The sequence below is a fragment of the Mycobacterium montefiorense genome, assembly GCF_003112775.1.
GTDB classification, from domain to species: domain Bacteria; phylum Actinomycetota; class Actinomycetes; order Mycobacteriales; family Mycobacteriaceae; genus Mycobacterium; species Mycobacterium montefiorense.
This window is the reverse complement of sequence record NZ_BFCH01000017.1, coordinates 251,842-264,466: the sequence shown is the minus strand read 5'-3', so window position 1 is coordinate 264,466 and position 12,625 is coordinate 251,842. Positions and strand designations below refer to the sequence as shown.

Below are 12,625 nucleotides of genomic sequence, written 5' to 3'. Positions count from 1 at the left end.
CTCACCGCCCGCGACCGAGGGTCTTATAGTCGAATCAGCGGATGATCGCCGTATTGTCATTGATACGAAATACCCCACCCTGTGGGGGAATTTCGGGGTCACGCGCGTTCGCGGCGTCCTGAGTGAATCTGCCGGTGGTCGCGTCAAAATGCAGATGGTGATACACGGTTTGTCCGCCACTGTATGGGGACGGAAATGCGATGAACTTGATCTCGAATCGCGGGTCGGCTAACGAGCCTTCGGTCACGACGAACACGCCATAGAAGTCCACGCCGGCCGATCGAATCCAGTACGTACCGTTGTCGTACAGGTAAAGGTCCGGGGTTGGAAGGAAGTCCTTGCAGTGGGACACCTCATAGGTCAGCGACAGCTTCTTGAGGGGTTTGCCGAACTCTACTCGCATGGGAAAGCCTCCACTGATCGCATCTGACTAGGGCCCAGCCCGGCCAACGTTTGCGCGGGCACCGTTGAGCGGCCAATCACGTTCTATTCCGCATGTGGAACGGATCGTTGGCTCCATCCCTCACTCCCACGGTTGCCGAGTCCTTTTGCCTCGGTCGGAAAACCGCGATATGCCGAACGCGATTGCCCAGCGCGCGAAGTTTCGTGAGTGCCTTGCCCACCAGAGTCGGCTCTGGTTCGCGAGGCGCCTCCACGATAGGAATCGGCATCGTCGACACGAGCTGCCATGCGGGCGCAGGCGCAGGCGCAGGCGGTACCGGTACCGGTACCGGCTCGGCCGGCGCAGCGGCCTGCTTACCCATCTTCATCGGCCACCAGAACCAACGGCCCAACCATGCCGCGATCGACGGAGTCATCAGAGCCCGAACCACGAAGGTATCGAACAGCAGGCCGAGGAAGATCGCAGTACCCACCTGCCCGACGGCCTTTAAGTCGCTCGCGATCATCGAACCCATCGCGAGGGCAAACACCAGGCCCGCAGCGGTGACTACCTTGCCGGAGGCACCGACCCCACGGATGATCGCGGTGTTCAGCCCGCCCTGAAGTTCTTCCTTTATCCGCGACACCAGCAGCAGGTTGTAATCAGATCCCACCGCCAACAATGCGATGACCGTGAACGGCATCACCATCCAGTGCAACGGAAGGCCAATGATGTGCTGCCAGAGCAGAACTGATAGGCCGAATGACGAGCCCAGCGAAATTGCGATGGTGCCGACGATCACGCTTGCAGCGACAACCGAGCGTGTGATGACCAGCATGATGATCAAGATGAGGCTCAACGACGCAATCACAGCGATCATGAGATCGTATTTCACCGCTTCGCCGATGTCGTGATACGACGCTGCGGTGCCTCCGAGATACACAGAGGCGCCGGCCAGCGGCGTACCCTTGATCGCGTTCTGTGCTGTTTCGAGTTCAGCGGTCGTCGTCGCTAGAGCCGCGTTGCTGGCCGGATCCCCCTTGTGAGTGATGATTATTTGTGCCGTTTTGCCATCGGGCGACAGGAACTGTTTCATCCCCTTCTTGAAGTCTTCATTGCTGAACGCCTCGGGGGGCAGATAGAAGAGGTCGGCATTCTTGGCTTCGTCGAACACCATTCCCATCACGCTGGCGGTGTCGGCCATACGACCCATCTGGTCGACCATGCTGCTGTAGCTGCTGTACATGGTCGACATCGTGTCCCTGATCGTCTTGGCCACCGAGATCAACGGCGGCATCTGGTCATTGATCTTGGATAGGTACGCGTCGATCTGGGCGAAGTGGTCGTTCATCACCGTCATGTTGTCGTTCAGCTGGTCGACTTTGTCGACCGAATCGAACAGCGACCGTATGCCCCAACACAACGGAATATCGAAGCAGTGCTTCTCCCAGTAGAAGTAGCTACGTATCGGGCGGAACGTATCATCGAAGTCGGCGAATTCGTCACGCATGTCCGTGGTATTCGATTGCATGACCCGGGTATCTCGCAGCGCGACATGGTTGGTCTGGGTAAGTTTGGCCATGCTCTTCCGTATTCGCCCCATGATCGCGATCATCTCGCTGGTGTCGCCGATCATCTTGTGCAGATCCTTCATACGATCTTTCAAGTACTGCAGGTTCTCGTTGATCGGAATCGATTGCATACTGACCTGGAAGGGCACTGAACTGTGTTCGATTGGTGAGCCCAGCGGCCGAGTAATCGTCTGTACTTTGTCAATTCCTTTGAGCTGAAATATGTTTCGAGCAATCTTATCGAGAACCAGCATGTTGGCCGGCGTCCGCAGATCGTGGTCTGCGTGGATCAAAAATATGTCAGGATTCATCCTTGCCCGGGAGAAGTGCTTTTCGGAGGCTTCGAGACCCTGAATTGCCGCGAGCCGGTCAGGAACGTAATAGCGCTCGTTGTAGCTTACGGAGTAGGACGGAAGGACCGCTAAGCCGACCAACGCGACCACGCATGTCGCCGCGAGAATCGGCACAGGCCAGCGCACTGTGGCTGTGCCGATTCGGCGCCAGCTTCTTGTCGAGAGCGGCCGTTTGGCCTCCATCAGGCCGAATCGCGTGGCTACCAACAACATTGCGGGAGTTATCGTGAGCGCGCCCGCTACTACGACGAGCATTCCGATAAAGCAAGGGACGCCGAGTGTTTGAAGATAAGGCAATCTAGTGAAGCTCAAACACAGGGTCGCACCCGCGACCGTCAAACCGGATCCCAGGACGACGTGCGAGACGCTGCGATAGGTGGTGTAGTAGGCGGCCATACGATCTTGCCCGCCTGCCCGCGCCTCTTGATAACGGCCAAGGAAGAAGATCACGTAGTCGGTGCCCGCGGCGATCGCCAGCGAGGTGATCAGACTCACGGCAAATACCGAGAGGCCGAACAGGTGGTAATGGCCCAATAGAGCGACCACACCACGGGATGCACCGAGTTCGATGACGACGACCAACAGGATGAGCAACACGGTGCTGATGGAGCGGTAAATCAGTAGCACGACCAAGGTGATGACCGCCATGGTGATCACGGTCATCTTGGTCAGGCTTTGATCACCGGCGTTGTTCATGTCGGCCGTCAGGGCCGCCTGTCCGGTTACATAGACCTTCAGGCCGGCGGGCGGCGGGTCGTGGTCGACGATGTCGCGGACCTCCTGCACGGAGTTCTTCCCTATGGTGGTGCCTTGATCGCCCACCAGATTCAGTTGCAGGTAGGCCGATTTCATGTCGGAGCTTTGCGCGCCGCCTGCGGTGATGCGATCGCCCCAGAAGTCTTGGACATGTTCGACATGGGCGGCATCGCGATGCTGTCGGAGTTGAACTGGTGGAACAGGGAGCCCTGGCGTTTGAGCGCCTTATAGGACTGTGATGCCGCGGATGCCAACGACACCGAGTTGTCCTTGCCGACCGCTTCTAGTTGCGGGACGAAGACGTTGAGTGCCGCAGTCAGCGCGAACCAGGCCAAGATGATCAGTATCGGGTAACGGCGGACGAAGTGTGCGCAACGCGTGGGCCTCGAAGACGGACTATGCATTGTTAAGCTGCTTTCACCAGACAGAAGTTTTGGGCATCGCGATTGTGAGCGGTTTGTTCTTCGCGGACAACGCCATCGACAATGATTCGGCAGCCGATGCTGTCGCTATCTCCTTGTGCGACAACGTTAGCGAATACCGACGGCAGTGTTGTGGTGATGGTGAATCTCCACGGCAGTTCGTTGAACTCCCCGCGCTGCGGTTGGGCGTGCTCGTCGAGGTAGTTGACCTCACCGTGTGTCGCCGGCGGCCCGAAGACCTCATACACCACATATTTGGGGACGGTATTTCGCGAATCATCCTTGGTGTCGATGACAGTGTTGATGTTGTGTGAGCCAAAGATTCCATGGAGCCGGAAGACGGCGATTCCAGATAGCGCGATCACCGCTACGGCAGCCAATGGCAGCCAGGCGGATTTCATTGCGGCAAGAATCTTCTTAGCCTCCTTTCGTATCGTCGGATCGGGTCTCAACGCGAAAGTGTTTGATGCCGTTGAGGTATAGCGCGCATATCAACCGCTGGCTGTACCGGTATGAGCGTGCGTGCGGGTGGCGACGGTGACATCCTCGAGTGCATCGGTTAGGTACAGGTCTCGTGTCCGCGATCGTTGCACCTTGCCCGAGGAGGTCTTAGGTAGCTGACCGGGCTCTAGCAGCACCAGCTCATCGATTGCGAGTCGGGTCTGGCTATAGACGGCGCGCCGCACCTGTTGGTGATGATTGTCGCCGAGGGCAACACCTTCGGCGACCACCACGACCTTTTCAGTGACATCACTGGGGACCGAGAAGGCGACGACGTTTCCTTTGCGGATCCCAGGCACGTCGGCCGCGGCCCATTCAACGTGGTGCGGGTCGTAGTTGCGGCCGTTGACGATGAGGATGTCTTTTTTGCGGCCCGTGACATATAGGTTGCCGTCAACGATGAAGCCGCGGTCACCGGTGACCAGCCAGCGATCGTCCCGAAACGTTGCACGGGTGGCAGCTTCGTCGCGGTAGTAGCCGGCCGCCAACGAGGGTCCGCGAAATTCCACGTCACCGACGCGACCTGGGGGCAGGTCGCTTCCTCGATCGTCGGCGATCCGTATCGAGTGTCCCTCGAACACCTTGCCGCAGTTGATAAACGATAGTGTCTTTTCGTCGCCGACCGGTGACTTGATCTCGCCGTCGGCGTGGTAAGCGTCCGCTCCGACCTTCAGCGCTGTGAATCGACGATCAAGGCGGTCGAACGTGACTGCCAGCGTCGCCTCGGCCATTCCGTACGCCGGCATGATTGATTCGAGTCGTAAAACATATGGGGCGAATGTATCGATGAACAGATCCAATGTCTCGGCGTTGATCGGCTCAGCGCCGCAGCCGAACGCACGCATGCTAGACAAGTCCCAAGCTCGCCCCCGTGGCTTTGCCCTTTTTGCTACCAAGGCGTACGCGAAATTCGGCGCGAACGAAAGCGTCGCCCGTTTGCGGGAAATGACGTCGAGCCAAACACCGGGGTCCCGCAGGAAGGAAAGTGTCGGCAGGAATGTGACCTCCACCGAAAAGAGCAGCGGGGCAAGCACTTCACCGATCAGACCCATGTCGTGATACAGCGGCAGCCAGCTGACAGCATGGTCGCGATCAGTGCAGACCAGCGCTGAAACAAAGGCTTCGGCGTTGGTCCACAACGATTTATCCTTGACGACCACGGCTTTGGGCTTGCCGGTACTGCCGCTGGTGAACTGCAGGAACACCGGTTGGTCGGATCCACGCACCACCGGTTCCAGTAGATCTTCGCCGGCATCCAACGCGTCAGCGTGAGCCACCGGCTTGTGCTGTTCCTGGAATCTCTCACCGAGACCCAGGGCATCGTCGAGCCATTGCGGGATGATGAGACCATCGACGCTCGCCGCATCCATCAGGCCGCAGATGTAGTCCAGGTAGGCCTGTTGACTGCCCAAGCCCACCGGCGGGTACAGCGGGACCGGGACCGCGCCAGCCCACACGGCGGCGAGAAAGCTGGTCACGAATTCTTGAGCATCCGGCACGATCAGAGCCACGAGATCGCCCTGGCGAACTCCTCGGGCGCGCAGCGCGGCAGCCGCGCGTGCGACCGACTCTTTCAGCTGGCTGAAGGAGACAAATGTGTCGGTGTCACATCGATCGCCGCTGACGAACGTGAATCCGCGCCAGTAGCGTTCGGCATTGCGTTGTAGAGCTTCCACAAGCGATACCGGAGCAGAAGAACCAGACATGTCTTTTCCTTTCAGAGGATTGCGCGATCGGCCAGATTCCGGTATTCACGGGCGAGTATGTCCACCGTCCTGTCAATCTGCTCGTGCTTGTGCTTCGCGGTTACAAAAAAGCGAAGGCGCGCTTGGTCATTCGGGACCGCCGGGTACATGATTGGGTCCACATTTATTCCCGCGTCGCGCAGCCGCGACGCCAGCGACAAGCACAGCATCGAATCTCCCACGACGAATCGAATGATCGGTGTGTCCTTGCTCTTTTCGAACTCCAATCCATGGGTGGAAAACAGTGACCGCATGTAATCGCCGTTAGCGTGCAGAGCACGGATCCGCTCTGGCTCGGCCCCTAGAATTTCGATCGCCGAGAGTGCGGCAGCGGCCGAGGCCGGCGGCAGACCGCAGCTGTAGATGAAGCCCGGCAAGCTGTACTTGAAGTATTCGATGAGTTTCACTTGAGCCGGCCAGGTAGCCGCCGCAACTAGACAAGGATTTCGAGAGAGTCCCCATCCAGATGTCGACCTGCGACCGGTCCACATTGAAAATGCGCTTCATCAACCATCAACATTGCGTCATGTTCTTTGGCGACCTCGATAAATGCCGGTAGATCGGCGATGTCGCCGTCCATGCTGTAGATGCCTTCGATTACCACCAGGGCTCGGCGGTAGCAGCCGCGAGCGTTGGTCAGCAATTCGCGTAGGTGCGCGGGGTCGTTGTGCCGAAACGGCCGCCGGCTCGCGCCGGAGAGCTGGCAGCCTTGCATGATGCTGTCGTGGGCCAGCGCATCGGGCAGCACGATGTCCTGCTCGCCGAGTAGGTGACCAATGGCCGTCACGTTGGTCGCATGGCCGCCCACCAAGGTCACGGCATCCTCGACATGGAGCAAAGCGGCAATCGCACCTTCCAGCTCCCGGTGCACCGGCTTTTCGCCCGACAGCAGTCGGCTCGCGGAAACCGAGGTGCCGTAACGGGCGATGGACTCCTGGGCACGGCGGGTAACCCGCAGGTCGCCCGACAAGCCCAGGTAGTTATAGCTGGAATAGTTGACCAGCACCCGCCTGCCAATCTGCGTGGTGTCATTGACGACGCGCCGACTCCTCGATATACGCCAGAAGTTCCAGCATCTGCACGGAGCTAAGGCCGAGGTCGTCGATCTCCAGATCTGTTGTCAATTGCGGTATTTCATTCTCACTCACTGCCTCAAGACTCAGCTTGATGAGGTCTAGGACATCTTCGGTCTGCGGCACATGCATAGTCAATCGAACCGTCTCTCCAATCGAACTGTCATCCACAACTGGAGGTACTGCTAGCCGACCAGGCACATTGACCGACAGTCCCCCAACTGACATCCACGTACGGTCATCTAACATATACGATCATTCCGATTTTATATGACCTGTGACGTAGTCGCCGGGCCGAACCGCGTTGAACCGCGGTGTGCCGCCGTCCTGCGTGAGTAGATCCGTGGACGACACTCACCAGCTGGCAGCTAACATCTCTGACAGGTGGTGGTTAGGTGAACTGGTTCAAATACGTGCCATACCAGCGATTCCACGCTGCGCAGGCCTGTCCGCAACGGGTCGAGGCTTCCTGAGCAACCGGAAATAACATATGCTGGAGACAGCCCAAATGTACATACCAATGTCGACGCAGCTGCGTCTGCGTCAGGTATGTTTCGGCGCCTGTATTCCATTCGGCGGCAAATGAATACAGCTGATCATTAGGAGGTCGGGCTCATGAGTACGGCGGATGGATTCCATCCTGACTTCGAGGCGCGGCAGGTCGGTCCGACGCGGAATCAAGTTCATCACATCAAAGCCTCAGAGCTTGATTCAGAAACCGCACAGACCGCGGGTCTGCGGCGGTTCGCCGCCATCAGCGGTCATTCGGTCGGCTCGGAGACTCTCTGGATGGGCGAGGCGCATGTGGCGCCGGAGACATCATCGGGCAATCATCATCACGGCGAATCTGAAACCGCGATTTACGTCCGGAGCGGCCACCCCGAGTTCGTGTTTCACGATGGTGTGCAAGAGATCCGTGTAGCCACCGAGCCCGGCGACTACATCTTCGTCCCGCCGTACCTTCCGCACCGGGAAGAGAATCCGGACCCGATCACACCTGCCGAGGTCGTGATCGCGCGGACCACTCAAGAGGCGATCGTGGTCAATCTGCCGGCGCTCTACGCTCCCTGAGCTGACCGATGGGATCCGCGATCGCCTTGCAGCGAGTCACCGCGCGACCCATGACTTCCTGCAAGTGCTGCGCCCGATTCGCGCCAGCACTAGCCAGGAATGAGGTCTAAACCATTGGCGACGCTTATTGCGGCCCGAGTCCATTCCCCCCGCGCCACCGCTGGATCTAGCAGGTCTCGGCGAATCAGGTCGATTTGCGTGGCTTTCCCGTTCCCCGTGAATGATGGAGCTGTGAAGTAATAGGTCTTGTCGTCGGTAGCGATGGCCAGAACAGCATCCGATGAGTTCACCCCGTTTGCGTGCGTGGTGTTTTCGACCCACTTGGCCGGTTTAGAGCCCGCGAAGCTGTTGACGTACACCACCCAGAAGCGGGTGCCGCGGTCGCTGTACAGCTTCTCCGAGGACCGTTGAACGATACCGGCGTCGAACTGGTTCAACACACCGGAATCGTCAGTGACGTATCGCGATAGCTGGATGGATGATCCGGAGGCAGGAGTGCTCGTTGCCTCGCCCGAGGGTTCGCCGCTGGACTCAGGTGCTTCGGCGAGCTGTGGAGTATCGGCGCTCGGTGGTGACGCTAGCGGCTTCCCGGCATCGGCACTCGGCGATGTAGCTCTCGCCGATTGCGGAGGGGCACCGAAGGACTGCTGGGACTGGCCGTACATCTTGAATCCAAAGAAGGCGCCGCCGGCCGCCAGAGCGATAACGGCGGCCGCGGCGACGGCCAATCCCTTCCGCCGGTGCTTCTTCGGTGTCGACGACGTTGTCCTGTCTACCTCGACAACCCGAGTTGGCGCCGACGTCGTGGTGTTGATGTTGAGGAATTCCGCGGACCCGGTGCCGAGCAGGCCGCCGAGCGCTGCAGCGAAATCACTACAACTCGGATACCGATTCGCCGATCGTTTTGCAAGGGCTCGAGCGAAAATTGCATCCAGGCCTGCCAATTCGGGCTTCCGCTCACTAACTAGCGGCGGCAGTTCCATGAGATGCTGGGCGATGAGGACTGCTGGATTGGAATCCTCGTAAGGCGCATACCCGGTCAGCAGATGAATCGCCGTACATCCGAGTGCATACTGGTCGGCTCCCCCATCAAGCTCCAACCCCTGCAACTGCTCGGGCGAGCAGTAAACGGTGGACCCCAAGAACATGTTCGTCGCAGCAAGTCCGCTGATTTCACCGAACTCTCGCGCAATCCCGAAGTCCGCCAAAAGAATTCGTCGGCGCGGTGTGATGTCACCCAGCAGTATGTTCGCGGGCTTGACGTCGCGATGCAACAGCCCGCGCGAGTGCGCGTAGTCGAGCGCGTCCGCACGGCGGAGACGATCTCGAGCACCCGTGCTCGCGGCATTCCGGACGGGTACTCGCGCGTCAATAGAGTGCCGGCGGCGGTTCCCTCCACATAGCTCATCGAAATCCACAATCGGCCTTCAAACTCGCCGCGGTCATGGATGGCGACGATGTGGTCGTGAGACAGGCTTGCGGCCATATCGGCTTCCCGGACAAAGCGTTCGCAGAAATCGCGGTTCGCCGCTAGCTCGGTGGACAAGATCTTGAGAGTGTCGTAGCGCGGCAGCCGAGGGTGCTGAGCTAGATATACCTCACCTATTGCGTCCACGCCCAAGCAGCGCACGATGGTATAGCCGGCGAACAGATCTCCAGCGCTATACATCCAAAACCTCGTCTTCCTCTCTGATAATTTATATATACTACAGCCAATCATATATAGTATGCCTCGCGGACTCAACGTGGAGTGGCCGTCAGCGCTAGCGCCACGGGTGTCGTTGGCGAAAACGATGTCTTGAGCCTTTACCCGGTCCAACATTGAGCCGACAAGGACGGCCGTGAGCCTCCTTGAGCACCGTCGCAAGCGTTGCCGGCATCGATGGTCTGGGCGCACCTTGGGCCGCTCCTCGGGCACATCGACCCAGTGCCACACGGCGCGGATCGCGCCAGAAGATGAGACACCACAGATGGATAACGCTATGACGCTAGATGCCCAGACGCTCTCGGCGAAGTCCCGCTCAGAGCGGGGGATGCTGTTGGTACTCAGTGCGGTCGCCGGGGTGATTGTCTCGGGTTTGTTCCTGATCGAGCCGCTGCTCGGTGCGATTGCCCGTCAGTTCGGTGTCTCAATGGGAATTGCTGTACTACCGGTGGTCGCGGCCCAGGTGGGCTTTGCCTTCGCGCTCGCGTTCGGTGCGCTCGTGATCGACCATGTCGAACAACGTGCGCTGCTGGCCGCATTGCTCGTCTTATCGACGATCGCGCTTGTCGGCGTGGGGCTAGCGCCAGGGTTTTGGTGGGCTGTCGTAGCGATGGGCGGGGTGGGTATCAGCGCGACCGCGGCTTTGGTGGCTGTGCGACTAGTTGCGAACTTCGCCGATGGTCAGTACCCCGGCCGCGCCGTCGGAGTCGTGATGCCGGGCCTGCTGGTGGGGATATCAGCGTCCGGCACGGCCGGTGGCCTGATTGCCGCCGAGCTGTCCTGGCGAGATGTCTTCATGGTTGCCGCCGGGGTTCAACTTGCCTTGTCCATGATCGTCGTGGAGATCATCCCGGCTGGGGCACCGGCCAGCGCACGCCGCTCCTACGCAGCCTTCGCACCTTCAGTGAGTCGACTGATCGCATTGTCACCGATGCTTCGTGGGCGCACATTGCTACCTTTCCTTGCCACACCGGGATTTATCACTGTATGGGCCTCGACCGCCTTCGCGCTTGCCGGCCTCGGCTCCGCCAACTACCGCTTCAGCGAGCCTGTCGTCGGCCTTGCCGGAGCATTTGGGGCAGCAGGAGCCCCGGGCGTCTCGGGTGTCGATCACTTCGCTGACCGCGACCACGCCCGGACTGCGATCACGGCTGCCTGCACGCTGATTGCGGCCGGGTGGTGGCTGTTTGTGTGGGACTCCCCCTGCATGGATGCGCTGGTGCCTGGATTACTCATCTTCGGTCTCGGTGTGAAGGTTGTTCAGCTATCCGATCAGCAGGCGCTGTATGCCGCCCAGCGAGGCACGCGCTCCGTGAGTACCACGGTCAATTCAGCAGCGCTGTGCGCCGCAGCGGTAACGGGATCACTGCTGTCCGGGCTGGCGTATCAGACCGGACGTTGGCCGGCACTGTGCGCCCTGGGCGCCGGCAACGGCGTGGTCGGACTCCTCATGTGGGCGCTTATCGCGGCCGACGGTAGACGGACAGCCCGGCCGCGCCGGAAGTACGAGCATGCAGTTCGGCGCGATCGTGGTTACCTCTACTTCGGCAACCATGTCGGGCTAGGCGAGGGCTCGCGACGCCTATTAGAGAGTGCGGCGCTGGGTTGGCGCAGGCTAGCGCTTCGCGCTGCACGCGCTCGTAGTCAGCCTCGTCGCGCATGTCGGTCAGGTAGATGACAATTCGGATGACGTGGCTGAGGTCTGCGCCGTGATCGGCGACAACGGTCTTGCTCTCGTCGCAGGCCATCCGTGTTTGAGCGGCGCAGTCGCCAGATCAACGGGCTTCGGTGTCCGAAATGCCCGGCTCGGCGGTCGCCCGCCGCGAATGGGCGAATCGAGCCAGCTCATCCGAATACTACGGACGACGACGGCACGAGCGATGTGTTCAGCGCCAGAGCCCTTGCGGCCGGGGGTATTAACCCCCGCGGACGCGGACGGTGGACGCGATGGAGTCGTTTGGCACCAGGTTGAAATCCGTGCAGGGCCGACCGGAGTACTGTCATGAGCGGGGGATTGTCGTTTGTTGACCGCCAGCCGTGCGGGCTTGCTCACTGTCCATCGCATCGCGGCGTACCGAACGCGCGATGGTGTTGCGGATGTGCCGGTCAAGAGATGCCGTCGTGCGCAGGAAATCGAGGCCATCACGGGCCGATGGTCTCGGACTTTCGCATGACAACGAAGAATTTACAAAACAGTCCGATGTTGTTACGCGGTTTGTGTAGTAACCAGTGGCCACGAAGATATACGATTCCTTATGACAGAAGCAGCGGCAAGGAGTACATACGAAAATAGGCAGCGTATTTTACGCCACTCGCACTAGCGACGGGGATCCCGGCACTCATCGCACTGGGGTTGATCTTGCGCGCGACACGGTGCGGGACATGATTTTGCGCGGGGAGATCGATGTCGGCGGCCGTATAGTCCTCGCCGACGTTGCGCAACGGATCGGGACAAGCGTCACTCCTGTCCGTGAGGCGTTGCGCGACCTTGCCGCGTCCGGATTAGTGGATATCGATGCCCATAAGAGCGCCCGGGTGCACCAATCCAGCGCCGCGGAGTTGACCGAGATCTACGCGTTGCGTTCGCTACTTGAATCGCGGGCAATGGCCGAGGTGGCCGCGATGGTGGAAGAGGACCGTGTGGTCGCCTGCACTATTGCGGCGCGACTGGTCAAAGAGATGGACGGCGAGTCGGAGATGGGCGCTTGGACGACTCGCAATCACGACTTCCACGCGTGCCTCGTAGAACCGCTTCGTATCAAATGGCCCCTGTTGTTCAACACGATTGAAACGTTGCGGAACAGATCAATGCTGCCGGTGGCAAATATGATGCGAGACGATCCGGCACTGGCGGTCAGAGCCAACCGCTACCACCGAGCTCTTGTGACTGCGATCCGAAAGGGTGATCCCGACAGGGCGGCGCGGGTAAGAGCAGAGCACCTGGATCGCGTTATCAACATCATGTTGAAGTCCTTCGAGAACCCGGCGCGCTGATCTCGCTGGGAGCCTGGCGGCTCGTCGGGGGACCAAATGTTTGCGACCCCGC

10 protein-coding genes and 2 pseudogenes are annotated in these 12,625 nt (G+C 59.8%); 3 read left to right on the top strand and 9 right to left on the bottom strand.

Translation table 11 applies throughout. The features are described 5' to 3' along the window. Positions 1-34: 34 nt before the first annotated feature. From DB708_RS11160 to DB708_RS27260, 7 genes and pseudogenes are all read right to left on the bottom strand, one after another. Entirely contained in the window at positions 35-403 is a 369-nt protein-coding gene (locus tag DB708_RS11160; protein WP_108921984.1) for a hypothetical protein, read from the bottom strand. A 289-nt stretch (positions 404-692) separates the two neighbouring features. Next, positions 693-3,466: pseudogene (locus DB708_RS11155) on the bottom strand (MMPL/RND family transporter); the annotation flags it as partial. A 2-nt stretch (positions 3,467-3,468) separates the two neighbouring features. Then, positions 3,469-3,885: an MmpS family transport accessory protein gene (locus DB708_RS11150; RefSeq protein WP_108921983.1), complete on the bottom strand. Its 417-nt coding sequence runs from the start codon at positions 3,883-3,885 to the stop codon at positions 3,469-3,471. Between the two features lie 90 nt (positions 3,886-3,975). Further along, entirely contained in the window at positions 3,976-5,691 is a 1,716-nt protein-coding gene (locus DB708_RS11145; RefSeq protein ID WP_108921982.1) for a fatty acyl-AMP ligase, read from the bottom strand. Between the two features lie 11 nt (positions 5,692-5,702). Continuing rightward, a complete protein-coding gene (locus tag DB708_RS27960) occupies positions 5,703-6,137 on the bottom strand; it encodes an aminotransferase class I/II-fold pyridoxal phosphate-dependent enzyme (protein WP_261859427.1) in 435 nt (144 codons plus the stop codon). Between the two features lie 26 nt (positions 6,138-6,163). Further along, positions 6,164-6,700 (bottom strand): aminotransferase class I/II-fold pyridoxal phosphate-dependent enzyme, encoded by a 537-nt coding sequence (locus tag DB708_RS27955; protein ID WP_261859426.1) that lies wholly within the window; start codon positions 6,698-6,700, stop codon positions 6,164-6,166. Positions 6,701-6,758: 58 nt separating this feature from the next. Further along, positions 6,759-6,929 carry a hypothetical protein gene (locus DB708_RS27260; RefSeq protein ID WP_165839799.1) on the bottom strand — a complete coding sequence of 57 codons (171 nt, stop codon included), beginning with the start codon at positions 6,927-6,929 and terminating at the stop codon, positions 6,759-6,761. Between the two features lie 489 nt (positions 6,930-7,418). On the opposite strand from DB708_RS27260, the gene DB708_RS11135 reads away from it, so the two are divergent. Beyond that, the gene (locus tag DB708_RS11135; protein ID WP_108921981.1) at positions 7,419-7,874 is read left to right on the top strand and encodes a cupin domain-containing protein; all 456 of its coding nucleotides are present in this window, start codon (positions 7,419-7,421) and stop codon (positions 7,872-7,874) included. 89 nt (positions 7,875-7,963) lie between these two features. On the opposite strand, the gene DB708_RS11130 is transcribed toward DB708_RS11135, so the two are convergent. Next, positions 7,964-9,292, bottom strand: coding sequence for a serine/threonine-protein kinase (locus tag DB708_RS11130; protein WP_409347587.1), 1,329 nt, complete (start codon positions 9,290-9,292; stop codon positions 7,964-7,966). A 552-nt stretch (positions 9,293-9,844) separates the two neighbouring features. Here DB708_RS11130 and DB708_RS11125 point away from each other — a divergent pair. Continuing rightward, positions 9,845-10,825 (top strand): annotated as a pseudogene (locus tag DB708_RS11125) (MFS transporter); the annotation flags it as partial. A gap of 214 nt (positions 10,826-11,039) precedes the next feature. Here the strand turns inward: DB708_RS11125 and DB708_RS28195 are convergent. After that, the gene (locus tag DB708_RS28195) at positions 11,040-11,327 is read right to left on the bottom strand and encodes a RidA family protein (protein ID WP_369692927.1); all 288 of its coding nucleotides are present in this window, start codon (positions 11,325-11,327) and stop codon (positions 11,040-11,042) included. Between the two features lie 625 nt (positions 11,328-11,952). Here DB708_RS28195 and DB708_RS11120 point away from each other — a divergent pair. After that, positions 11,953-12,573: a GntR family transcriptional regulator gene (locus DB708_RS11120; RefSeq protein WP_108921979.1), complete on the top strand. Its 621-nt coding sequence runs from the start codon at positions 11,953-11,955 to the stop codon at positions 12,571-12,573. Positions 12,574-12,625 lie beyond the last annotated feature (52 nt).

Bases quoted from the DNA above. Each gene is read 5' to 3' on its own strand.
- DB708_RS11160 (WP_108921984.1), bottom strand. From the start codon at position 403: ATGCGAGTAGAGTTCGGCAAACCCCTCAAGAAGCTGTCGCTGACCTAT.
- DB708_RS11150 (WP_108921983.1), bottom strand. From the start codon at position 3,885: ATGAAATCCGCCTGGCTGCCATTGGCTGCCGTAGCGGTGATCGCGCTA.
- DB708_RS11145 (WP_108921982.1), bottom strand. From the start codon at position 5,691: ATGTCTGGTTCTTCTGCTCCGGTATCGCTTGTGGAAGCTCTACAACGC.
- DB708_RS11135 (WP_108921981.1), top strand. From the start codon at position 7,419: ATGAGTACGGCGGATGGATTCCATCCTGACTTCGAGGCGCGGCAGGTC.
- DB708_RS28195 (WP_369692927.1), bottom strand. From the start codon at position 11,327: ATGGCCTGCGACGAGAGCAAGACCGTTGTCGCCGATCACGGCGCAGAC.